At 62.3% G+C, this 20,838-nt stretch carries 24 protein-coding genes and 2 riboswitches; of the genes, 15 read left to right on the top strand and 9 right to left on the bottom strand.

Annotated elements, in window-relative coordinates:
- Positions 1-33 precede the first annotated feature (33 nt).
- A complete protein-coding gene (locus tag ACN0X9_RS14400; protein ID WP_417488265.1) occupies positions 34-615 on the top strand; it encodes a TIGR00730 family Rossman fold protein in 582 nt (193 codons plus the stop codon).
- A gap of 49 nt (positions 616-664) precedes the next feature.
- On the opposite strand, the gene ACN0X9_RS14395 is transcribed toward ACN0X9_RS14400, so the two are convergent.
- Positions 665-1,774: an acyltransferase family protein gene (locus ACN0X9_RS14395; protein ID WP_417488264.1), complete on the bottom strand. Its 1,110-nt coding sequence runs from the start codon at positions 1,772-1,774 to the stop codon at positions 665-667.
- A gap of 170 nt (positions 1,775-1,944) precedes the next feature.
- Here ACN0X9_RS14395 and ACN0X9_RS14390 point away from each other — a divergent pair, with 170 nt between their 5' ends.
- The 4 genes from ACN0X9_RS14390 to ACN0X9_RS14375 all read left to right on the top strand — a co-directional run bounded on the left by ACN0X9_RS14390 (position 1,945) and on the right by ACN0X9_RS14375 (position 5,489).
- Complete coding sequence (locus ACN0X9_RS14390; protein ID WP_417488263.1) at positions 1,945-2,481, top strand: hypothetical protein; 537 nt, start codon at positions 1,945-1,947, stop codon at positions 2,479-2,481.
- Positions 2,482-2,569: 88 nt separating this feature from the next.
- Positions 2,570-3,355, top strand: a complete 786-nt coding sequence (locus ACN0X9_RS14385; protein WP_417488262.1) for an AraC family transcriptional regulator — start codon at positions 2,570-2,572, stop codon at positions 3,353-3,355.
- Between the two features lie 121 nt (positions 3,356-3,476).
- On the top strand, positions 3,477-5,003 hold the full coding sequence (locus tag ACN0X9_RS14380) for a serine hydrolase domain-containing protein (RefSeq protein ID WP_417488261.1): 1,527 nt from the start codon (positions 3,477-3,479) through the stop codon (positions 5,001-5,003).
- 48 nt (positions 5,004-5,051) lie between these two features.
- Positions 5,052-5,489, top strand: a complete 438-nt coding sequence (locus tag ACN0X9_RS14375) for a hypothetical protein (RefSeq protein WP_417488260.1) — start codon at positions 5,052-5,054, stop codon at positions 5,487-5,489.
- On the opposite strand, the gene ACN0X9_RS14370 is transcribed toward ACN0X9_RS14375, so the two are convergent.
- Complete coding sequence (locus ACN0X9_RS14370; protein ID WP_417488259.1) at positions 5,486-6,016, bottom strand: hypothetical protein; 531 nt, start codon at positions 6,014-6,016, stop codon at positions 5,486-5,488. The two genes, ACN0X9_RS14375 and ACN0X9_RS14370, sit on opposite strands and share 4 nt — an antisense overlap.
- A gap of 134 nt (positions 6,017-6,150) precedes the next feature.
- A riboswitch (TPP riboswitch) is annotated at positions 6,151-6,254 on the top strand.
- On the opposite strand from ACN0X9_RS14370, the gene ACN0X9_RS14365 reads away from it, so the two are divergent.
- On the top strand, positions 6,249-6,617 hold the full coding sequence (locus tag ACN0X9_RS14365; RefSeq protein WP_417488258.1) for an MmcQ/YjbR family DNA-binding protein: 369 nt from the start codon (positions 6,249-6,251) through the stop codon (positions 6,615-6,617). (Overlaps the previous riboswitch by 6 nt.)
- Positions 6,618-6,755: 138 nt before the next feature.
- On the opposite strand, the gene ACN0X9_RS14360 is transcribed toward ACN0X9_RS14365, so the two are convergent.
- On the bottom strand, positions 6,756-8,768 hold the full coding sequence (locus ACN0X9_RS14360) for a DUF3857 domain-containing protein (RefSeq protein WP_417488257.1): 2,013 nt from the start codon (positions 8,766-8,768) through the stop codon (positions 6,756-6,758).
- 233 nt (positions 8,769-9,001) lie between these two features.
- Positions 9,002-9,102, top strand: a riboswitch (TPP riboswitch).
- Positions 9,103-9,167: 65 nt separating this feature from the next.
- Here ACN0X9_RS14360 and ACN0X9_RS14355 point away from each other — a divergent pair.
- On the top strand, positions 9,168-10,034 hold the full coding sequence (locus ACN0X9_RS14355) for an MBL fold metallo-hydrolase (protein WP_417488256.1): 867 nt from the start codon (positions 9,168-9,170) through the stop codon (positions 10,032-10,034).
- Positions 10,035-10,047: 13 nt separating this feature from the next.
- The gene (gene thiC / locus ACN0X9_RS14350; protein ID WP_417488255.1) at positions 10,048-11,991 is read left to right on the top strand and encodes a phosphomethylpyrimidine synthase ThiC; all 1,944 of its coding nucleotides are present in this window, start codon (positions 10,048-10,050) and stop codon (positions 11,989-11,991) included.
- Between the two features lie 305 nt (positions 11,992-12,296).
- Here the strand turns inward: thiC and ACN0X9_RS14345 are convergent, their stop codons facing one another.
- Positions 12,297-12,875, bottom strand: a complete 579-nt coding sequence (locus ACN0X9_RS14345; protein ID WP_417488254.1) for a hypothetical protein — start codon at positions 12,873-12,875, stop codon at positions 12,297-12,299.
- Complete coding sequence (locus tag ACN0X9_RS14340; protein ID WP_417488253.1) at positions 12,868-13,737, bottom strand: DUF4747 family protein; 870 nt, start codon at positions 13,735-13,737, stop codon at positions 12,868-12,870. The genes ACN0X9_RS14345 and ACN0X9_RS14340 overlap by 8 nt, the downstream gene beginning before the upstream one ends.
- A 337-nt stretch (positions 13,738-14,074) precedes the next feature.
- On the opposite strand from ACN0X9_RS14340, the gene ACN0X9_RS14335 reads away from it, so the two are divergent.
- The gene (locus tag ACN0X9_RS14335) at positions 14,075-14,674 is read left to right on the top strand and encodes a hypothetical protein (RefSeq protein WP_417488252.1); all 600 of its coding nucleotides are present in this window, start codon (positions 14,075-14,077) and stop codon (positions 14,672-14,674) included.
- A gap of 379 nt (positions 14,675-15,053) precedes the next feature.
- Here ACN0X9_RS14335 and ACN0X9_RS14330 read toward each other — a convergent pair whose 3' ends face one another.
- Entirely contained in the window at positions 15,054-15,404 is a 351-nt protein-coding gene (locus ACN0X9_RS14330; protein ID WP_417488251.1) for an endonuclease domain-containing protein, read from the bottom strand.
- A gap of 198 nt (positions 15,405-15,602) precedes the next feature.
- Here ACN0X9_RS14330 and ACN0X9_RS14325 point away from each other — a divergent pair, with 198 nt between their 5' ends.
- On the top strand, positions 15,603-16,049 hold the full coding sequence (locus tag ACN0X9_RS14325) for a hypothetical protein (protein WP_417488250.1): 447 nt from the start codon (positions 15,603-15,605) through the stop codon (positions 16,047-16,049).
- A 10-nt stretch (positions 16,050-16,059) separates the two neighbouring features.
- Here the strand turns inward: ACN0X9_RS14325 and ACN0X9_RS14320 are convergent, their stop codons facing one another.
- Together ACN0X9_RS14320 and ACN0X9_RS14315 are read right to left on the bottom strand one after the other, a co-directional pair.
- A complete protein-coding gene (locus ACN0X9_RS14320; protein ID WP_417488249.1) occupies positions 16,060-16,560 on the bottom strand; it encodes a helix-turn-helix domain-containing protein in 501 nt (166 codons plus the stop codon).
- Between the two features lie 141 nt (positions 16,561-16,701).
- The gene (locus tag ACN0X9_RS14315) at positions 16,702-17,067 is read right to left on the bottom strand and encodes a hypothetical protein (RefSeq protein WP_417488248.1); all 366 of its coding nucleotides are present in this window, start codon (positions 17,065-17,067) and stop codon (positions 16,702-16,704) included.
- Positions 17,068-17,259: 192 nt separating this feature from the next.
- Here ACN0X9_RS14315 and ACN0X9_RS14310 point away from each other — a divergent pair, with 192 nt between their 5' ends.
- The 5 genes from ACN0X9_RS14310 (at position 17,260) to ACN0X9_RS14290 (ending at position 20,575) form a co-directional block, all read left to right on the top strand.
- On the top strand, positions 17,260-17,850 hold the full coding sequence (locus ACN0X9_RS14310) for a hypothetical protein (protein ID WP_417488247.1): 591 nt from the start codon (positions 17,260-17,262) through the stop codon (positions 17,848-17,850).
- Between the two features lie 83 nt (positions 17,851-17,933).
- On the top strand, positions 17,934-18,362 hold the full coding sequence (locus tag ACN0X9_RS14305; RefSeq protein ID WP_417488246.1) for a hypothetical protein: 429 nt from the start codon (positions 17,934-17,936) through the stop codon (positions 18,360-18,362).
- A gap of 119 nt (positions 18,363-18,481) precedes the next feature.
- Positions 18,482-18,856, top strand: a complete 375-nt coding sequence (locus tag ACN0X9_RS14300; RefSeq protein WP_417488245.1) for a hypothetical protein — start codon at positions 18,482-18,484, stop codon at positions 18,854-18,856.
- 125 nt (positions 18,857-18,981) lie between these two features.
- Positions 18,982-20,049 carry a DUF481 domain-containing protein gene (locus ACN0X9_RS14295; RefSeq protein ID WP_417488244.1) on the top strand — a complete coding sequence of 356 codons (1,068 nt, stop codon included), beginning with the start codon at positions 18,982-18,984 and terminating at the stop codon, positions 20,047-20,049.
- 124 nt (positions 20,050-20,173) lie between these two features.
- Positions 20,174-20,575 (top strand): hypothetical protein, encoded by a 402-nt coding sequence (locus ACN0X9_RS14290; RefSeq protein ID WP_417488243.1) that lies wholly within the window; start codon positions 20,174-20,176, stop codon positions 20,573-20,575.
- Between the two features lie 42 nt (positions 20,576-20,617).
- Here ACN0X9_RS14290 and ACN0X9_RS14285 read toward each other — a convergent pair.
- Positions 20,618-20,838 (bottom strand): hypothetical protein (locus ACN0X9_RS14285; RefSeq protein WP_417488242.1); only part of this gene is annotated, 221 nt, incomplete at its 5' end.

Below are 20,838 nucleotides of genomic sequence, written 5' to 3'. Positions count from 1 at the left end.
CAGGAGCGCGTGTTTCCAAATTCTGGACCTGTCATGAAATCCATTTGTGTGTATTGCGGCTCCAATGCCGGCAAGGATCCGGCCTTCATCGCCGCCGCCGACCGTCTCGGCGAAGTCCTGGCGCTGCGCGGCATCCAGATGGTCTATGGCGGCGGCCAGGTGGGGCTGATGGGCCGGATCGCCGATGCGACGCTGGCCGCTGGTGGCCGCGTTGTCGGCGTGATCCCGGAATTCCTGGCGCTCAAGGAAATCGCACACATGGAGCTTTCCGAGCTGCACGTCGTACGGTCCATGCATGCCCGCAAGGCCAAGATGGTGAAGCTGTCCCAGGCTTTCATCGCCATGCCCGGCGGTATCGGAACGATGGAGGAAATGTTCGAGGTCTGGACCTGGGCCCAGCTCGGCCAGCACCGTCATCCGGTCGGCCTGCTTAACGTCAATGGCTATTTTGACGAGCTGGTCGCCTTCCTGGACAAGATGACAGACCAGGGCTTCCTGGCGCCGGAACACCGTGGCGCCCTGATCGTCTCGGACCGCGTGACGACGCTTCTGGATGCATTTGAACGCTATGAGGCGCCGGACTCGGATGTCCGCCTGAAGACCGGACAAACCTGAAGTGCGGACAGGCCTGAAGTGCGGCCTGCCTGGCACGCACCGGTTGGCGTCAGGCTGTGTCCAAGGCCGGGGCAGCAGTGACGGAGCGTGCACGACGCTTTGTCAGCCGTGACTTCAATGCCAGCGCCGGTTTTTCCACTAACACCCGCAAACCCCAGCCCGCGATCAGCGCCAGCGGCAGCATGATCAGGGCCAGCGCCGTTGTGCTCAGGCCCGGCAACAGCGCGAAGACCATCATGCCGATCGGCCAGTGCAGAATGTAGATGCCGTAGGAGATGTCCTCGACATTGCGAACCTGATCGCCGGTCCGCCCGGGAATGCGGGCATAGCCGATCAGGAGATAGACAGAGGCCAGCGCCACATCGAGCATCATCCAGCCCAGCGGTGTGCCGTGGGTCACCAATGCGGCGAGAATAGCCAGTCCGGCAAAGGCCGGGTTCAGGCGCAGGTGTTTGCGGCCGGCATGGAAGGCGGCGCCGATCATGAAGGCCGGGGCAAAACGTGCCAGCGTGCCGATGGTCTCTTCGCCGAAGCCGCGATAACCGAAGGTCTCGACAGCCATGCCGAAGGCGAGGGTGAGTGCAGTCCAGACCAGCACCTGCGCGTTCTTGCGGTAGAGGCCGACCATCATCAATACGCCGACACCGACATAGGCCATCAACTCATAGCGGATGGTCCACAGCGGACCATTCATGTTCTCGCCCATGGGGGAGCCTTGGAACACGCCCGGCAGGCCGGCCATCGGGTCAATCTGGGCAATCAGCTTGAGCGGAAAGAGCCAGGTCTGGGTTTGTGACCAGTATTCGGTGGCAGGAAGCGTGGTGAAGAGCGGGCCGACAAGCAGCCACAGCACCAGGACCGTGGCGATCAGGCCGGGGAAAATGCGGAAGATCCGGGCGCTGGCATAGCGGCCGAGCTGGCGCGATCTCATGGCGCTTGCCGTGATCATGTAGCCGGACAGGATGAAAAAGCCGTCGAGGGCGCACTGGACGATGAAGTCGACCGAGATTGCCCAGGCACCGGTATAGGGCAGGCCGAGCGGGATCATCAGGGCGTGGCCGTACAGGACGATCAGGGCGAAGGCGATACGCATCGCCGTGAAGTTGTTGGCCTTGTCGTCCAGATGGCCGTGACCGTCGCGAAACAGGAAGCGTCCCATGGGTATTGTCCTCTTCTTGGGTCGAGGGGATGCAATTTTCACGCCGTCGGTTCGGCTCAGCGTCGTTAAGGTTAATATATTGAAATTATTGCAATATTGCGCGCCGCAATTGGGTCCGGGTTAAAGCCCGGCTGCCACGCTCCCGGCTGGTTTCAATCCGGGAGGGATAAATGCCCCGAACTCGCACACATCTGGCCTGGGCCATCGCGCTGGGACTTGGCGCCGGCGCCGCCTGTCTCGGCCCGGCGCCGGTGGAAGCCCAGTCGGGCGACGGGTCCGCCAGTTGCCAACGCTATGCCCAGCATCGTGACAGCTATCTGCAGGCGGTCGGTTCCGCCATGGAGCAACAATTGGGATCGATGGCCGCCCAACGTCAGATTCCGGTCCAGGCCGCGGCCTTTTACTGGGGCGGGGCCCTGATGCAGGCTGGTGACACGCGCACGCTGGCACAGCTGACCCTGGCGACGGCGCGCTGGCCGGGCAATGCCGGGCGGGCCGAATTGGCGATGACCCGGATATCTGACGAACGCCAGGGCGATCTCGCCGCCCTTCTGGTCGGCATGCTGTTGTCCGATGGTCGCGGCGTCGACGACCCGTATCGGGCCCGCGCCTATCTCGTCGATGCCAGCCGCCGCGGCAATGCCGATGCGACGGCCTTCCTGGGACTGTACGATGCCTGCCACACGCGGCATGTGGCCCTGAATTGAGACCACGGGCTGCAATCTGACAGGGACGTCATCATCCAAACAGCCTCCCGCCCGCATCACGGGTGTATCGATACGGAGAGGGGGCTTCATGCGACCACAAGCGAGACTGATCAGCGGCGCCGGCCTGGATGTGCGACTGACCTGGTATCGGCCGGGTGAGCGCATGGCGCCGCACGCGCATGACTGCCACCAGATATCCTGGCTGCTCAGCGGCGAGTTGCGGGAGACCGGTGTCGCCGGCGTACGCGATGTAGTCCGCACCAGCCGTGGCGTGAAACCGGCCGGTTTCCGCCATGCCAATGCCTATGGCGCGAACGGCGCGCTGGTTCTGGCACTGGACATCGATCCGGACGCCGAGAGCTGTACCGGCCTGCCCGACCCCGGGGACTGGGACTGGATCGAAACGCCGGTTGATACGCCGATTGAAATCCTGAGACTGGCGACCGCGCCCGGCAATGGGGCAGACGGTACCGGCATGGCGCTGACCGACCTCGTGGCCTGCGCGTTGGATGTGGTGCCGGATGAGCGCCGCGGCGGACCGGTCCGAAATCTGGTGCCGCAGCGTTGGCTCGACCGGGTCCGCGAGCAATTGCGGGATGATCCGGAGGAACCCGATCTGACCAGTCTGGCTGATCAGGCCGGTGTCCACCGTGTTCACCTGTCGCGCAGTTTCCGGCGTCGTTTCGGTCTGCCGCCCAGTCGTTATCGCCTGCAGTGCCGCGTCAGTCGGGCGATTGCTGACATGATCGACGGTGCCCGGCTCGCCGACGCCGCGCTGACGGCGGGGTTCGCCGATCAATCCCACTTCACCCGGGCCGTCCGGTCCCAGACCGGTTTCACGCCCACGCGGTTGCGGTCCTTGCTGGCGGCCTGACCGGGGGCCTGAAAAACCACGCGGGCCAGCGAGTTACACACGTTCAAGACGGGCCCTCGTGTTCGGCCTATTCTGCCGACAATTCCACCCGCGCCAGGCGGGTCAGATCCGGAGAGAATGCATGTTTCGAACCTTGAGCCTCGTCAGTGCTGCCGCCCTCGGCCTTGCAGCCACCGCCTCTGCAGTCGCCGAGACGCCGGAAGGCCCCGCCGCCAGCCTCGACGCCTTTCTTGATGAATTCCCGGATCTGGGGCCGGGTTATGCCGTTGTGGTGGTGACCGCCGATGAGGTGTTGATGCGCCGCGTGCAAGGCGAGCGCCGGGCCGTGTCGGGTGCGCCGATGACGACCGACACGCCGATCTATATCGCCTCCCAGACCAAGGCCTATATGGGCTTGCTGGCGGCGCGGCTCGATGCCGAAGGCGTGCTGTCCCTGGACAGCCGGATCACCGACCACTGGCCGGACCTGCAATTCCCGGACGGCCTCGACGCCGCGGACTGGACATTGCGTGACCTGATAACCCACCAGGTGCCGATCGACGTCGATATCATCACCATGCTGGAGGCCTATGTCGGCTATGTCGACCCGGCTGATTATCCGCGCCTGATCGAGGCCTATGCTGTCGCCCGGGAGCCGGGCTTCCAGTACGACAATCTGGGATACAATATCTATGGCGCCATACTCGAGAGCGTGACCGGGCGGTCGTGGCAGGACTGGCTCGATGTCCATATCCTGGACCCGCTGGAGATGGAGCGGACCTCCGCGCGGACGTCGGATTTTGACACAAGCGAGCTGTCCTGGGGCCATCACTGGGTCGGCGAGGATGTCGGCTGGTTCGAGATACACCCAAAGACCGATGGCATGATGCAGTCGGCCGGCGGCCTCGTCACATCGGTCGATGACATGGCAATGTGGTTGCAGCTTCAGCTGCGCGGTGAGGGCCCCGAGGGATCGGGCATCACGGCGGAGATGGTGAGCGCTGCCCAGACCGGTTATGTCGAAACCCATCAGCAGGATCGCCGCAACGCCGCCGAACTGCCTTGCTCGCATTATGCGCTGGGCTGGAATATCTGCGACTTTGAAGGCCATGACTTCTACGTCCATGGCGGTGGCTATACCGGCATCCGCACACAGATGGCCTTCTCGCCCGATCTCGGCGTCGGCATTGCCGCCTTCTCCAATTCCGACAACATGACCGGCTGGCTGACCAGCCGCACCATCAACATGTATTTCCAGTTCCTGATCGAGCACGAGACGGCCGATCGCATGCGCCAGATCCGGATCGAGCAATACCCGCAACGCATCCAGCGCTATCTCGATCACCGCATGGAGCAGCGCAACAGTGCGATGGCGGATGAAAGCTGGGGCGGCTGGAGCTGGGCGCCGGATCCGGAAACCCTGTCAGCCTATGCCGGCCGCTGGACCACGGGCGAACCCTATCTCGATATCGAGATCGCATCAGTCGGGCCGGCTCTGGTCTTCAGCTGGGGCGATATGAGCGCCTCGATGGTGCCGGCAGCCCCGGACCTCTTCGGCGTCTTGACCTCGCTGTTTGGTGACTTGCACGCCTTCCGTTTCGAGCGGGATGATGCGGGCGAGATCGTGGAACTGGTCTGGGACGGGCGCGTTTATACCCGGGCCGAGTAGCGTCCGGCGGTCCCGTGGCCAAGGGTCTCATTGCCTGCGGCCACGGGGATGCCGATACTGGCGGTCTCACGCAAGGAAGGACTGACCATGTTCGATACGGCATCCATGACCGATTTCTGGCTTCGTGTACTGGGGCTCTATTTTCTGGTCGCCGGGCTTGGCGTGTTCGCCCAGGTCGACAAGCTCGCCGGGCTGGCGACCGAGATGCGGGAAAGTGTACTGGGCCGCTGGCTCAGCGCCATCCTGGCTTTCGCGGTCGGTGTGTTGATCCTGGCAACCCGGGACGGGTCCGGAGGCGGGCCGGCCATGATCGTGACGATTATCGGCTGGGTCAGCCTGATCAAGGGCATTTTCCTGTTCGCCGCGCCGCCAGCCCTGTTCGGCTTCTATGACAGCCTGCTCGCCAATCGCGCCATGTTGCGGGTTTGGGGGGTGGTGATTGTCCTGGCCGGGGGCGGCCTGATCTGGCTCGGCTATCCCGGCTAGTCGCCGCAGCGCAGGAAGGGGCGGAGCGGTCGCCCGTCCGGTGTGGCGCCATTTTCGACGAACACTTGTATGGCGCCCCCGGAGCCGCGCCGAACCGGGTTGTACCGGGCCGAGACCAGCGACAGGACCTCGCTCGCGTCCGGATCGGCCGACGGCGGCGTGGCGGGTGCCAGCTCCAGCGTCAGTTGCCCGATCAGGAAGCCGTTGGTTACCCCGTCAATCTCGACCCCGACCGTATGTTGGCGGCCGCCGCCAAACTGCCAGCGGTCGGGCGTGACGCTCAAGCCAAAGCTGTCGCTCTTGCCTTCTATCCGGAAGTCGATTTCGCCCACATTCGACGAGCGGAGATGCGGCGGCTCGCCGTTCGGGGCGATGAGCAAGCGGATCTGGTTGACGCTTCCGTCAAGACAGGTCGAACGCCCATCTTCGGCGACCTCCGCATACCGGCCTGAGCGGGGTCCCTCAATCGCCGCTCCGTCGCCGTCCGGCGTCATCAGGTTCAGCATGAAAAGGGCGAGGGGGATCATGGCGTCGGTCTTTGCGGGGACAGGTCGGGGAGAAGCTCGGGGACTGTGTCAGCCTGTGTCTGAACCGGCTCTGAACAGCGGTCGGAGCCGAACGCCCGCTTGCCAATTCAGCCGCCCAAGTCCACCCTGAGTGCAGGCGTTCCAAGGGGTGCCTTGCGCGGGTTTGCGTCGGGCTGAGACATCACCCTCAGGACCGGATCCGGGTCATGCCGGCGTCGGGATGGAGCGGGGAATGGACACCGAAACTTTCAATGCACATTGCGGATCGCTGCCTCACACCACGCATGTGGTGCAATGGGGCGGGGCCGCGGTGTGGAAGGTCGGCGGCAAGGTCTTCGCCGTCGGCGGCTGGAACAAGGACAGCGACACATTCGCCGCCAGTTTCAAGTGCTCGGCCATGACCTTCGAGATGTACAAGGACGAGCCGGGCGTTCGCCCCGCCCCCTATCTCGCCTCGCGCGGCATGATGTGGCTGCAACGCTATGACGACCGAACCCTCGATGACGACGCGCTGAAAGACTATCTCGCCGAAAGCCACCGCATCGTCGCCGCCGGGCTGACCAAGAAGGTGCAACGCGAGCTGGGGTTTTTGACGCCTTGACCCGGCTTTCAGAACGGGACCGGCGCGGCCATTCGGGCGAAGAGTTCCGACGGGAGGCCGGCTGTGCCGGGCTGAGAGTTGACCCTCAGGACCGGATCCAGATCATGCCGGCTTCGGATTGGAGCCTCCAGGCCCGGTTCAATCAATGGCCTCCGGCGCCAAGCAGGGCACATTCTGCGCGGTCCAGTCGATTTCATCGGTAGCAGGAACGGTGTCTCCGGAGCTGGACAGTCGGCGCCTGCCAGTCGGGTCGTAGTAGATCCAGGCCATTGAGTTGTCGAAGTCCGGTATCCGAGCGTTGTCGGCCTGCACGGTGTTGGCGGAAATCTCGTTCTGGTCGATGCGCGAACCCCGGATCATCCGAATGGACCCGTCGCGTGCTTCAAAAGCTCGGTAGTAATTCTTGCCAAAAATCTGGGTGTCAAAAGTGGAATTGTACGACCAATCATCGGCGCTGGTCGCCCTGGGCAGCCGTACCGTTGTGACATAGCAATTGAAATCAGGTTCATTGTAGAAGGGTATGTCTTCACCCTGTCCACTGGGTCTTGCCCGCCGCGAAGGCGGCCTGAAACCACCCCCGGGCAATGACATTCGCCGTCCATGCGAATTGTAGGTTTCCCAATCGATATTTTGGGTCCCCACCAAGGTCAGAATGCTCGCCTGGGCCTCGACATCAAAGCGCCATTCGACCTCGTCGATTGTCTGCCAGGGGTTTCCGGTCGCGTGTTGCTGGTAAGCGCGCACAAGCTGGTCCGGGGTTACGGCAGACAATTGCATTTGCGCGGCGAGTGCCCCGACACCACGAGTAATCGTGGTTTGGGTGACTTGTGCGGGCTCATCGAACCCGTCCCGCGCGTCGATTTCGTAAAGCGTGATTTCGTTCGGCGTTGAAGCCCGACGCCAGGGCAGGTTTTCCAACTCGCTGCCCTCGACGGTCAAGGGGAGGACCCATTCATAGGGGAGGACCGGTTCCAGGGAAGGCCTCGCCACCGCGGGCAGTGTCCCGTCCAGCCAATACGACTGACCATCAATCTGCGCCCGCACCAGCACATGATCGAACAGTGCCGGATTCGGCAGGTGCTCGTTCAGCCCGTCATCGAGGCCTGAATTGTTCACCAGTATCGCTTCGGCTTCGATTCCCAGCTCCGAGAGCAGCGCCAGCAAAAGCGTTGTCTTGCCCTTGCAGTCTCCATAGCGGTTATCCCAGGTATCATCGGCGCTGGCCGGTAGAAGATTGCCACCATCAAGACCGACATAAATATAGCGCACCTGTTGCTGAACCAGCTCCAGCGCCGCGCGCGCGCGACCCATCTCGTCGGAGTGCTCGGCAGCGATGCGGGCGGCTTCCTGCCTGAGCGGCGAGGAAGCGCTGAGCTCGGACGCAGCGTCGTAAATCGGGGCGAATGTGCTCGAAATCGAGCTCCAGTCCGGATAATCGGTGTACTCAAGGTAGCGGCCCCAATTATAGCGCAGCGGCGCATCCTGGATCACAGCAAGGGGCTCCGGATTATCGAACTGGGCCGTGACCGCATTGCGGCGGCGTCGGTGAGCCGCTTCGAATTCCGGCGTCATCCGAATTGCGGGCTCATTTCCGTCAGTCCAGCTGAGGGAGAAGAAATGGCGACCGGGCATCGGCTCCGGTGTGAGGAAGAGAATGCCAGAATCGCGGGCTGAGGGGACCGGGTTGTGCCCAAGCGTGGTCACCGCAAATTCCAGCTCGTCGCCGACACGAAGGTCACGCACACGCATGACCGCCGTCAGCATTCCGTCCAGGTGCGCGGCTTCCAGATTTTCCTCGCGGCGAAGCACTTCGAACTCGCTTGCATCGGTCAAGTCGATCACCTGATCACCCCGATGCACTTTCAGGGCATGCAAGATTGGTGAGCCGGCGTCAGGACTCCAGGAGATTGTGACATTTCCGAGCTGCAGGGCGTTGGGATGCAGTATTTTTATCCGGTAGCCGGTGTACTGCTCCAGGCCGTCATCATCGATGTGCAAGGCGATGTCGCTGCGCCTGACAAAGAGGAGCCCGGCGGCGTTGTCGGGTACGGGAGCAAGGTCGGTCGGCTCCAACCAGCCGGGTGTCGGCCCGGTTTCAACCTGCTCGTCGATTCCAAATGCCGGGGTGGTTGCCGCCACCAAAGCGAACATGCACAAGATCGCAATTCTCATATTCCACCCTCGATACGCCACTGTTTTGTGCCTCCAAGAGATATGCTGGCGATGCGTAAGCGTGTCAATCTTCAGCAGAAATCTGAAACCAAGCACGCGTAGGGCGTGCCTGTGGGCGCGTTCACGGCGCCTGACCGGTCACGCGGCCGTTGCCGGGCCAGCGCTGTATGCTCGCCCTTGCGTCGTGCTCCGGCCGGTTCCATTGTGAGGCCACACGTTCCAAGGGGTGCCTCGCAAGTCGCGCGGGGCTGAGACTTCACCCTTAGGACCGGATCCGGGTCATGCCGGCGTCGGGATGGAGCCAGCCCTTGTTGCCTGCAAGGCCTCGAATCCGTGATCGATTCCGTCTGACCGCCCTGCCGCGAGGACGACATTGCCATGCCGATCGCCATCAGACCCGCCATCGCCGCTTCCACTCTTGCTCTTGCCCTCGTTCCGGCCCTCGCGACAGCCCCCGCAGCGCTGGCCCATCCGTCCGAGGACGATCCCGCCACCGCGCACTTCCTCGCCAATGAAGCCATCCTGGTCACCGCCGGCGAGACGCGCATCCTGTTTGATCCGCTGTTCAGCGTCTCCTACGGCTATCCGCTGGTGTCGCCGGAAGTGCGCGCCGCGATCATGGCCGGGACGCCGCCCTTTGACGGGGTCGATGCGGTCTTTGTCAGCCATGTCCATGGCGATCATTTCGACGCTGAAGCCGTCAATGCCTATCTTGCCGCCCACCCGGACGTGATCCTGGTCGGCCCGTGGCAGGCCCGGCTCGACATGCAGGCGGCGGACGGCTGGGACGACGCCTTCGAGGCGCGCATCCACGCGCTGCCCTTCATCGCCAGCCCGCAGGAACTCGTCCTGGCTGCCGACGGTGTCGAAGACGCCATCCGCGTCGAGACCGTGCACATCCCCCATGCCGGCGGAGCGGGGCGGGCGGGCATCCAGAACATGGCCCACCGCGTCACGCTCAATGGCGAGGCGACCGTCATGCACATGGGCGATGCGACCACCGATACCGCGCCTTACGACACCCACAGCGACCATTTCGACGCCCGCCGCAGCCAACATGCCTTTCCGCCCTACTGGCTGATTGGCGAGTGGGGTGGCGACCTTACCCGCGCCCGCCTCAATGCCGATCATGTCACCGGCATCCATCTGGGCAATAACCACCCGGCCTGGATCGCGCAGAGCGATGACGACTTCTTCACCGAGGCCGGTGAAACCCGCCCCATCCCGACCCACAGTCACGACTGACCGGAGCCCCCTCATGAACAAGCCCACACACCAGTCCGAATTTGAAACGCCGAAAGTCACCACCGGGCCGCTGCCGGGGTCGCGTCGGGTCTATACCTCGCCCAAGGCGGGGCCGGCGCTGAAGGTTCCGCATCGCGAGATCGACTTGCATCCCACCGCCAATGAGCCGCCGGTGCGGGTCTATGATACGTCGGGTCCTTACTCGGATCCGGCGGCGAAGATTGATGTCGAGACCGGCCTGCCGCGCCATCGCCTGGCCTGGTACAAGGATCGCGATCTGACCGAATATGAGGGCCGGCCGCTCTCGCCGCTCGATAATGGCGGTGCCACGGGCAAATATCTCGCCCGGCCATTCCCCACCACGCACAAGCCGCTGCGCCGCCGCAGCGCCGAGGACGTCGTGACCAGTGCGTCCTCACCCTGCAGCATGGATGAGGACACCAGCTGGGACAGCCAGGCTCCGGCGCCGCTGACACAATACGAATTCGCCCGCGCCGGCATCATCACGCCGGAAATGGTCTATGTCGCCGAGCGCGAAAACCTCGGTCGCAAACAGGCTGTCGAAGGCGCGGCCGAACGCATTGCCGACGGCGAGAGCTTTGGCGCCGAGATTCCGGAACATGGCACGCCGGAATTTGTCCGCGACGAGATCGCCCGCGGCCGCGCCATCATCCCGGCCAATATCAACCATCCCGAGCTCGAGCCGATGATCATCGGCCGCAATTTCCTGACCAAGATCAACGCCAATATCGGCAATAGCGCGGTGGCCTCCTCGGTCGAGGAAGAGGTCGACAAGATGGTCTGGTCGATCCGCTGGGGCGGCGACACGGTGATGGACCTCTCGACCGGCAAGAATATCCACAACACCCGCGAATGGATCCTGCGCAACTCCCCCGTCCCGATCGGCACCGTGCCGATCTACCAGGCGCTGGAAAAGGTCAATGGCATTGCCGAGGACCTGACCTGGGAGGTCTTCCGCGACACGCTGATCGAGCAGGCCGAGCAGGGCGTCGACTATTTCACCATCCATGCCGGCGTGCGCCTGGCCTATGTGCCGCTCACCGCCGATCGGGTCACCGGCATCGTCTCGCGCGGCGGCTCGATCATGGCCAAATGGTGCCTGGCCCATCACGAAGAGAGCTTCCTCTACACCCATTTCGAGGAGATCTGCGACATCATGCGGGCCTATGATGTCTCCTTCTCGCTGGGCGACGGATTGCGCCCCGGCTCCATCGCCGACGCCAATGACCGCGCCCAATTTGCCGAGCTGGAAACGCTGGGCGAGCTCACCAAGATCGCCTGGGCCAAGGGCTGCCAGGTCATGATCGAGGGGCCGGGCCATGTCGCCATGCACAAGATCAAGGCCAATATGGACAAGCAATTGAAGGAGTGCCACGAGGCGCCCTTCTATACGCTCGGGCCCCTCACCACCGATATCGCGCCCGGCTATGACCACATCACCAGCGGCATCGGCGCCGCCATGATCGGCTGGTTCGGCTGCGCCATGCTCTGCTATGTCACGCCGAAGGAACATCTCGGCCTGCCCGACCGCGATGACGTCAAGGTCGGCGTGATTACCTACAAGATCGCTGCGCATGCGGGTGACCTCGCGAAGGGCCACCCCGCCGCAAAAATCAGGGATGATGCGCTCTCCCGCGCGAGGTTCGAATTCCGCTGGGAAGACCAGTTCAACCTCGCCCTCGACCCGGAAACCGCCCGTGATTTCCACGACAAGACCCTCCCCAAGGAAGCCCACAAGGTGGCGCACTTTTGCTCCATGTGCGGGCCGAAATTCTGCTCGATGGAGATTACGCGCGAGATCCGGGACCGGTTTGGGAGTGCGCGGGCGCCGAACGAGGTGGATGCCGGGATGGCGGAGAAGGCAGCAGAGTTCCGCGAGAAGGGCTCGGAGATTTATCTCTCGGACGACGGCAAGGTCCGCGAACCAATAGACTAGGCTGAAGAGGGACATGTACCTTTGGTACGTGTCCCATCCAGAAGCTGTTTTCTTGTCCCTTCCAGTATCGAGGCATCTTCCCGGGACACGTACCAGAGGTCCATGTCCCTCAGCGCGGGCGCCGAACGCGGTGGAGGCCGAAGAGGGCATGCAGGCCAAGGCCGAGGAGTTCAAGGCGTTGGGCGGGGAGATTTATCTGAGTGAGGATGGAAAGACGAGGGAGGGGATTGATTAGGGGGAAGAGGGACATGTACCTCCGGTACGTGTCCTATCCGGGGCCATTCGGATGTATCGAATTTCCCAGCTTATTCGTCGGTTTCATTATTGTTATTCGCAGAAGTTAAAGCGTCGTCGTAGTCTTCCAGTAGGGAGTAAATTCTCATAGCGGTCGCAAGGATCATCAATACAGTATATATAATCAACACGCATCCAATAAACGTAAAAATGAATGTGCCTATTTCCGAGAATAGAATTACTATTGAGTTGTATTCAAATTGGAGAGCGTCAGTTAAGATATTGAAATCATAAAACACCGGTGATATAAATGCATATACAAAGGCAAGTGTTTGAACTGCAAAGAAATGGTAGAATGCTGCGCTGATGTCCATGAGGGGACTGGTTTCTTCGTCAGCTTCTTTTCCCGCGATTGCATGCCGGAAATCGGACGCTGCAAAGCTAACCAAAATTGCGTAGCCGCCAAGCGTGAAGCCTAGAACTGCGGGCACTGTCTGTAGCGCTAACTCTGCCCAGGAGCCGTCCAAAAACCTGTATGTCACCAGTATGCCTGCAACGGTAGCAAGCCACAGGAACGGAGAGCCCAGAAGGGCTCCCCATCCGCCGTAGTTCTTCCAATAGGAGCCAAATATTCTTAGAAATTCACCCATCGGTAGCATTTTGAATGTGCGCGCGAACTTTGGCTAGGAATTCGCCGGCCTGTCTCAGGAAGGCCTGTTCCGGGGCAATTTGTTTGGCGTCATACCTGCTGCGTTCTGACATCGGAAAATCGGCGGAGGACTTTTCTCTTTTCACTCCATCTGGTCCGTATCCGCTTGTGACAATTTTACCATCTGTGCGAGCTACTTCCGCTTCTTCGATCAACTCATCATCTGGCTGAATGGACGAGCTGGCTGGGGCGGCGTAGTTGAATTTTAGTTGCCTCGCTTGAATGTGTTCCATTCGGTCGCGAAATCTTTCCCGTCTATCTGGGTGCGCTAGATCAGGGTTGGGCTTGTTGATCGTGATGTTTACTGTGCTCAAGCGCTCGAACGAGAACAGCTCATCGATACTGTGTTGATCTTTGACGAGGTCGACTTCCACGTGATCGCTTCCACGGATTACGGCACCATTTTCTGACATTGTTCGTAAGTACTTATCGACAAATCTCCAGCTAAGGCGATCGCTGCCATCGTACGATTCAAATACGAATAGATGTAATTCATAATCAAACACAAAGCGGAATGACTTGTGATTGGCGAACAAATGCGCAGGAATTGTAGGTCCGTCTTCTGATTCTTCAAATTGAAGAGCATCAAACCAATTATCAGATTCAATATTTGTAAATCTTGATATCATTCCGCGAGCAAAGCTGTCGTCATTTTGATTTAATGAGGTGATTGCAATAAAAGTGTTTCCATATACTTTTATAGGTGTTCTTGTGTTGTAAATTCTCTGGAGCAGATATTTATACGAGTCTTCCGGGTGAGGAAAAATCCTCACGTTTAATGCTTGTACTTCGATTGTCCGCATTTTGGCCTCCCTAGGGTTGTTAGGGGATGGTCATCACGCTTTAGTCCTCTTTGCAAGAACTCTACATCAGAAATAGAACAAAGCAAGAACAATTTTTGATCCTTGAATAACAAGAAGGGGTACGCACCAAGGTTTGACGTGCAACCCTTCACCCCGTCCCCCACCAAAACCCCACACCTCGACCCCGCCGTATTGAAGTCGCGCGGTCAAGGGCGGCGGAGCCGCCGCTTTGCGGTTGTCACCCTTGACCGCGGGACTTCAATACGGCCCCTTGCTGGCAAGGGTTTTATGGCTCTGTCCGCGCTGTGGGCGCGTCGGCTGACAAGGTGGGGACTTGATGGCGACCAAGGAAGACATTCTCGAACAGGTCGTTGAGGAATACCTCATCCACCAGGGCTATTTCGTCCAGCACAATGTGAAATTCCTGCCGCGGCGGGATCATCCCGATTTCGTTTCCAATCAGGACAGCAATCACTCTGATATTGATGTGCTGGGCTTTCATCCGGCCAAGACCGGCCCGGAGCAGGTCGTTGCGGTCAGTTGCAAGAGCTGGCAGCAGGGCTTCAGCCCGGCCAGCGAGATCGCCGCCATTGAGGGCGACAAGACCCTGCGCGGGCGAAAGGCGTGGAAGGCGTTCCGGGAACTGACCGTGCCGAAATGGTCGGAAGCGTTCATCGCCGCGGTCGAGGAAAAGACCGGGCGCCGCGAGTTCACCTACGTCACCGCCATCGCCAAGCTGAGAGGCCCCGCCGAACCGTGGGAGAACCATCCCGGCTTCCGTGCCGCGCTCGGTGGCAATCCGATCCGCATTCTCACCTTCCAGCAAATGATCCGCGACCTCGCGCCGGACATGTCGACAACGCTCGCGGCGACGGAAGTCGGGCGTTTGCTGCAAATGTTTGCCGCCTCGGGTTTCAACCTCGATCAAACCCGCTGAAGCGCCGCCTTGCCGCCGCCGCTTCGCGGTTCCACCCTTGACCCCGCTCATCCCCTGAGGCCCTTTGGCTGGCAAGGGGTTTATGGTCCGGTCTGCGCCCCGGGCGCGTGAGGTCCTCGCCCTTGATGGGCGAGGTGGCTGGGCGCGTAGCGGCCAGACGGAGTGGGTGGCGGGAGGTTGGTGCCGGAACGCTGCGCGTTTCACCCGATCCGTCTCATCGCTTCGCGCTGATCCACCTTCCCCATCAAGGGGAAGGACCTTTGAGGTTCCTATTCCAGACGGAGTGGGTGCGGGGAGGTTGGTGCCGGCACGCTGCGCGTTTCACCCGATCCGTCTCATCGCTTCGCGCTGATCCACCTTCCCCATCAAGGGGAAGGACCTATCGCGCTTCATCGACCAGGGCGCGAATGGCGTCGAGGACGGCGTCGATATCGTCATCGACCTCGTGGTTCCAGGCGCGGAAGACGATGAAGCCTTCGCTTCGCAACCAGGCATCGCGCCGGGCGTCCCTGGCGGCATGGTCGTCCAGCGTGTGCTGTCCGCCATCGAGTTCGACGACGAGTCTTGGGCGAAAGCAGGCGAAGTCGACGATGTAGCGACCCAGCGGGACCTGTCGCCGGAATTTGATGCCCTCGCTCCGCCAGGCGCGCAGGCAGGCCCAGAGCCGGACTTCATGCGGCGTCATGTCCTGTCGCAGGGCGCGGGCGCGTTGGGTGAGCGGGCTTTTCACGGGGCGAGGTAAGCACAGCCGATGATGCGCTGCCTGTGATCCAGCTCGCACCCGGTCCTCGCCCGGACAAGGCGAGGTGGCTGGGCGCGTAAGCCGCTTCCCGGCGGATCGGTAAAATTGTTCCAACCATACACGCGTGATTTTAAGCCTTGCCCGTCAGGGTCGCAGGCGGATCAATCGGGAATTGGGGACAGGATCATGATGAAATCGATTTTGGGTGTGAGCGCGGCGATCGCCATGTCTGCCGGGGTGTCGGGAGTACCGGCCCTGGCCATGCAGGATGAGGTGACGACGCCGGCCGGGCGGGCCTATACGACGCTGGACGGCGCGGAAATCCGCTTTTCGGCGGATGGCGAGCTGCGTCCGGATGGCAATGGCGGCCAGTTTGCGTCGGGCAACGGCTATTACAGCCGTGATATGGGTTTTTGTACGGCGCATGTCGAAATGAGCTGGGAAATCCAGGTCGACAGTGACGGCCATGCGACGACCCGGCTGGAAACCTCGAAAAACACCTGCGCCGAGATGGACCCCTTCCTGGAGGATGTGAGCTTTGACGCGTCCGACTGTACCCATGGCTGGGATTCGCTGGGATTTGGCGGGCGCGCCCCGGTCTGCTGGGCCAGCATCGAGCTGACCCGCGGATAGACCGGCCCGGTCAGCCGGGCTTGTCGTCGCTCGGGTCGGCTGTCTCGTCCGCGCCGCCCAGCGCGACGAAGGCGACAGTGGCGATGGCGCCGGCGCCGACCAGTCCGACAAAGCCGAGCAGTTCCGGGTCCCAGCCGGCGAAGACCTGCATTACGGCCAGCCAAGTCATCACGACGAGGTAAAGGCCGGCGGCCAGCAGGATGCGTTTCCAGACGGGCGAGAGGAGCGGCGTCGCGGTCGACGGGTCCGTTTCGCCGGCCGGAAGGGGTTCGGCGGCCGGAAGGGGTGTCGTGTCGTTGGCAGGCATGTCGGTGGTCTCCGTTTGCGGGTCGATGAGGTCACGCAATCGGGCCGGGGAGAGGTCGAAGCTGGCGGCCAGGGCGCGCAGCGTTTCGAGGCTGGGCGTCTCGCCCCGCTCGGCCCGCTGGATGGTGCGCTGGCTGAGGCCGGAAATGGTCGCCAATTGCTCTTGCGACCAGCCCTTGTCGAGGCGCAATGATCTCAGTCCCATGGCGTCAAGCTCTTGTTCCGCTTCGGTCCGTTTGCGTTGCCTGTGTCTAGCCGCTTGCGGCGCTGTCGCCCACGACGCGGAGGCGACAGGAAGGTGACAGTTGCAGGCCGGCGAGGCGCTGCCCCGCCTGATCATGCCGTATCAGTCGCGGGCGCCCTGGATGACGTCGGCGAGTGTGGCGGCGACGGTGCCGCTGAAGGCGCCGCCCAGCGCTTCGGCCCATTGGTAATAGCCTTCCTCGAAAGCCTCGGCGGTGGCGGCCTTGGATTCCAGAAGCGTATCAACCGAGGCCGCGAAGGCCGCTTCGGTGAAGGGGATGTGGCCAAAGGTCAGCGGGCCGGGGCCCTTGCCGTCGCCGGTATCGGCGATCACGGCGCCGAAGATCGTGCAATGGATGACGGTCTGACCGTCGAGCTGGGCGGCCGGTTCGATCCGGCCGATGACGATGCGGGCGTCCGGCTCGTCGATATTCTTCAGGCTCCAGGCCTGACCCGTTGCGTATGTCATGGCGCTCTCCAAGGGCGGTCAGACACTGGATAGATCGATTGGCGAGCCACGCCAATCCACCGGCGGAGCGTCGCAAGGTCGCGGGCCGTGGCGGCTGGACAGGTTGCGGCGTGCTGACCGGTGTTCATGCCACCTTCCGGTGCAATGCCGGTCTCGCTAGTGTGCCGCCCAAGCGGACGGGGAGAACGGTCCATGATCATCCAGGCGACATCGGCACAGGCGGAGTTTCCGCGCCTTGGCGAGCGGGCGCTGTGGCTGGCCGGGCTGGTGCTATATATCATCGGCCAGGTCCTGCTGCGTCAGGGTCAGGACTTTGTCGAGGCACAGCGTCCGATCGACTTTGCCCACTGGTCGCTGCTGGTCGGCGGGGTGATGATGTTGCCGCTGGCCGGGCGTCTGCCCTGGCGCAATATCCACTGGCTGACCATTCCGCTCCTCTATGCCGGCATTACCGCGCTGATCGGCATGTGTGTTCTCGATTTCGTGTTCTGGGCCCTGCCCAATGGCGATATGGAGAACGCGACCGCGCAACAGCTGATCGCCACGCCGGCGGTGTGGTCGCCCTTCATCACTTTCGGGCCCAATTATATCTTCGTCACCGCCGTGGTGCTGCCCTGCCTGTCCTACCTGTCGGTCTCCCGCATCGGCGCGCTGCTGGTGGTGGTCGGCTCGATGGTCATGCTGTTCGGCACCCAGTGGTACAATGTGGCCGGATGGATCTTGATCCTGATCGGTTACGCGATGTGTTTTGACTGGCTGCGACGCGGGCGCCTGACGAACTGAGCCGGGCTGGCTTGACCGGTCGCGTTTGATCGGGTGTCGTGCCCGCATAGGCTGCAAGAGCGGTCGATGGTCCGGAGGGTGTCATGGGTCTGGTTTCAATCGCGGTCGCGGCGGTAATGCTTGTCGGGGTCGTCCCGCTGACGCCGCAATCAATGAGCTGGAACAAGGCCGGGGTGTCGGAGGCGGCGTTCAATGCCGATCTGGATGCCTGCTGGGCGGTCTATGAAGCCGAGCTGCCGGACACGGTCCGTCGGGACAGTTCCGGTCGCAGCCCCATTCGCAATGACCTCAACCGCTATCGCTCCGACGGCTATGCGGACCGGCTCGCGGTCAATGCCTGGGGGGATTGTTTCGAGGCGCGGGGCTATCTGGTGACCTCCCTGTCCAGCCGTGAGCAACGTCGAATTTATGGCCGGTCGATCAGCGAGGCGGATCAGCGTATCCGGCTGTACGAGATCGCCACTGCCGAACGCCACACCCATCCCCGCCGCGCGCCGACTGTCGGCGGTTGACCGGTCGCGTTTGATCGAATTTTACCGACCTGCGCACCGGTATCTTAAAACCTGTCGCATATTCAGACCCTTGAAAGCGCGCTCCCGACGGGGTGCCTGGAAAATCGGGGACTGATCACATGATCCGGACGCTCATTTTTGCTGTCGGCGGCGCACTCATTCTGCAGGGCGGGGCCGTGGCTCAATCCCGGGGCGACATTTCGGGCTATCTGCCAGCCATCCCGAATGTCCTGGACATCCGTTCGGACTCCCGCCGGACGGTCCGGCATCTGTCGCAGGATCAAGCGGGCAAGGGTGAGGGCGATCTGGCCGGAGCGCCGCGCCAGGTCGAGACGCAACCCGCCGGTTCGGAACGGACGACAGCGCCCCTGGCAGCCGTGCAGCCGGCCGATGAAAAAGGACGGGCGACCGCCAACCTGGTCATGACCGGTGGCGGTGCGGGGGCCGCCGCGACCCAGTATTCATTCCATCTCGAAGACGTGAAACCGAACTAGGGACCGGGCGCTTGTCGCGCGGCCCGGTTTTCCGCAAGGCCATCAATTATTAAGCTTGATCATCCACTGTCCGGCCCGATTTGAGGTGGCTGAGCCACCGGTATTCGGGACCAGGGGGTCATGCGATGTCGATGTTGCTGAAGGCAATTCCGGTTTGTGGAGCGTTGTTGGTTCTGACGATGCCGGGGGTGGCCAGTGCCGAATTGCCGGCAGCGTACCGGGCATTGCTGGCAGAAGCGGCAGATCGCCAGAGTGATGATGCCCGCTTTCTCGAGACCGCTGACATGGTGTCGGTCCTTGTCGAGGGCGGTCGGGCGGCGGTTCACGCCTATATCCGCGCCGAACTTCCGAACCGTGGAGGGGCGGTCGCAGACTGGCCATTGCCGGACCCGGCTCCGGCTGCTGCTCCCGACGCCGCGGCGGCTGCCGACCATCCAGCGGCTCCGGCCGGGGAACACCGCGACCTGGGCGGTGCACCGGTCGTGCTCGGTGAAGCGCCGGATGGATCGGGAAGCTGGCTCGCCGGCTCGATCCGCCAACTCGCTGACGACAGCTGGGCCGGCCATGTCCGTGCCGGCATCCAGCTCGAGCGGGGCAATTCCGAGCTGACCGATTTCTCCTTTGCCATCGAGCTCGATCGCGAGCTGGAAGACGGCTGGCGGATCGACAGCCAGTTCGAATACTTCCTGTCTGAAAGCGCCACCCGCACCACCCGGGACAACTGGCTGGTCGAATTGAGGACAACACGCGAACTCGACAGCGGGGTCGGTTATTATGCCGGCGGCTCCTATGAGCGCGACCTGATCGGGATCTACGCCCAATCGGCCTTCCTGACCGGCGGCGGAATCTGGCACGCGGTCGAGACGCCGAAAGCGAACTGGGTGCTGCGGGCCGGTGTGGGCCAGCGCTATCGCGAAGCAGGGCTCACTGGCGAAACGCTCACCGACTGGGTCGGCGAGGCCGGGTCGAGCTTCCACTACACGATTTCGGACACCGCCAATTTCGGCTCGGAGACCACGGTATTCGTGGGCGGCGGATCGCGGGTCGACCAGCGCTTCACCCTGACCAACCGCCTGTTCGGCGACTGGGCAGTCCAGACCGGTTTGCGGATCGAGCATGAGTTCGAGGACCGGGCCGGGTTTGATCCGACCGATGTCCGTCTCGACGTGTCGCTCCTGTACGCTTTCGACTGACATTGGTTTGCGGCCTGACAGGCAAGCCCGCTCCGGGCCGGGTTGCACCGGTTCGGGGTGAAACCGCCCGTTAAGGCCTGATCGGCGATAATTGACCCTTGATACCCATTGAGGAGGTGTCGCCATGGGCAAGATCGTGACTTCGAGCTATCGCCGCGTATCCGATCATTTCGAGCCTGACCTGGTCGAGGACCCTGCCGAACAGAAGAAGCGGCGCGGCCATCTCGAACAGATCGACTACACGGTTTTTGCTGCCAATCAGGCGGTGATTGCCAAGACCATCCATCATGTCGGCATCGAGGATTTCCAGAACCTCGCCCTGTCGTCCTCCAAGGCGCGTTCCGCCTGGGTGGACGCCGCCATGTCGGCAGCGCGTTCGCGCTCGCCCATGTCGGCGGAGGAAGTGGCCCGGCTGCAATTGCTGCGGTCGGCCTATGAGGAATTGTCGGAAGCCTATGAAGCCATGCGGCGCATGGTCGAGCGCGGCTATCTGCAATTCCACAAGAGCCTGCCGAACAAGTCCTAGCTGGCCAGGCCCTAGCCGACCTGGTCCTGACCGAAACGCCGGCTAATTGCGCGGGCCTTGCGGTTTCACGACCGGCTCGGTCGTGACCGGCCCGGTCGTCTGTGCGGGCACGGCTGACTGACGAATGCGGCTTTCCCAACCGGGGTCGCCTCCGCCCAGCTCATTGGTTTCGACACGCTCTTCCCAACCGGGGTCGCCGCCGCCCAGCTCATTGGTCTCGACACGTTCTTCCCATCCTGGGTCACCGCCCCCAAGCTGGTTGG

Origin of the sequence: Maricaulis sp. (genome assembly GCF_048268525.1) — a bacterium.
Lineage (GTDB): Bacteria > Pseudomonadota > Alphaproteobacteria > Caulobacterales > Maricaulaceae > Maricaulis.
This window is presented reverse-complemented; position numbering and strand designations above follow the sequence as displayed.

Coding starts and splice junctions, on each gene's coding strand:
- thiC (WP_417488255.1), top strand. CDS start 10,048: ATGAACAAGCCCACACACCAGTCCGAATTTGAAACGCCGAAAGTCACC.
- ACN0X9_RS14315 (WP_417488248.1), bottom strand. CDS start 17,067: ATGACATACGCAACGGGTCAGGCCTGGAGCCTGAAGAATATCGACGAG.
- ACN0X9_RS14400 (WP_417488265.1), top strand. CDS start 34: ATGAAATCCATTTGTGTGTATTGCGGCTCCAATGCCGGCAAGGATCCG.
- ACN0X9_RS14290 (WP_417488243.1), top strand. CDS start 20,174: ATGGGCAAGATCGTGACTTCGAGCTATCGCCGCGTATCCGATCATTTC.
- ACN0X9_RS14390 (WP_417488263.1), top strand. CDS start 1,945: ATGCCCCGAACTCGCACACATCTGGCCTGGGCCATCGCGCTGGGACTT.
- ACN0X9_RS14355 (WP_417488256.1), top strand. CDS start 9,168: ATGCCGATCGCCATCAGACCCGCCATCGCCGCTTCCACTCTTGCTCTT.
- ACN0X9_RS14300 (WP_417488245.1), top strand. CDS start 18,482: ATGATCCGGACGCTCATTTTTGCTGTCGGCGGCGCACTCATTCTGCAG.
- ACN0X9_RS14340 (WP_417488253.1), bottom strand. CDS start 13,737: ATGCGGACAATCGAAGTACAAGCATTAAACGTGAGGATTTTTCCTCAC.
- ACN0X9_RS14305 (WP_417488246.1), top strand. CDS start 17,934: ATGGGTCTGGTTTCAATCGCGGTCGCGGCGGTAATGCTTGTCGGGGTC.
- ACN0X9_RS14335 (WP_417488252.1), top strand. CDS start 14,075: ATGGCGACCAAGGAAGACATTCTCGAACAGGTCGTTGAGGAATACCTC.
- ACN0X9_RS14370 (WP_417488259.1), bottom strand. CDS start 6,016: ATGATCCCCCTCGCCCTTTTCATGCTGAACCTGATGACGCCGGACGGC.
- ACN0X9_RS14325 (WP_417488250.1), top strand. CDS start 15,603: ATGATGAAATCGATTTTGGGTGTGAGCGCGGCGATCGCCATGTCTGCC.
- ACN0X9_RS14295 (WP_417488244.1), top strand. CDS start 18,982: ATGTCGATGTTGCTGAAGGCAATTCCGGTTTGTGGAGCGTTGTTGGTT.
- ACN0X9_RS14365 (WP_417488258.1), top strand. CDS start 6,249: ATGGACACCGAAACTTTCAATGCACATTGCGGATCGCTGCCTCACACC.
- ACN0X9_RS14320 (WP_417488249.1), bottom strand. CDS start 16,560: ATGGGACTGAGATCATTGCGCCTCGACAAGGGCTGGTCGCAAGAGCAA.
- ACN0X9_RS14375 (WP_417488260.1), top strand. CDS start 5,052: ATGCCGATACTGGCGGTCTCACGCAAGGAAGGACTGACCATGTTCGAT.
- ACN0X9_RS14310 (WP_417488247.1), top strand. CDS start 17,260: ATGATCATCCAGGCGACATCGGCACAGGCGGAGTTTCCGCGCCTTGGC.
- ACN0X9_RS14380 (WP_417488261.1), top strand. CDS start 3,477: ATGTTTCGAACCTTGAGCCTCGTCAGTGCTGCCGCCCTCGGCCTTGCA.
- ACN0X9_RS14360 (WP_417488257.1), bottom strand. CDS start 8,768: ATGTTCGCTTTGGTGGCGGCAACCACCCCGGCATTTGGAATCGACGAG.
- ACN0X9_RS14395 (WP_417488264.1), bottom strand. CDS start 1,774: ATGGGACGCTTCCTGTTTCGCGACGGTCACGGCCATCTGGACGACAAG.
- ACN0X9_RS14345 (WP_417488254.1), bottom strand. CDS start 12,875: ATGGGTGAATTTCTAAGAATATTTGGCTCCTATTGGAAGAACTACGGC.
- ACN0X9_RS14385 (WP_417488262.1), top strand. CDS start 2,570: ATGCGACCACAAGCGAGACTGATCAGCGGCGCCGGCCTGGATGTGCGA.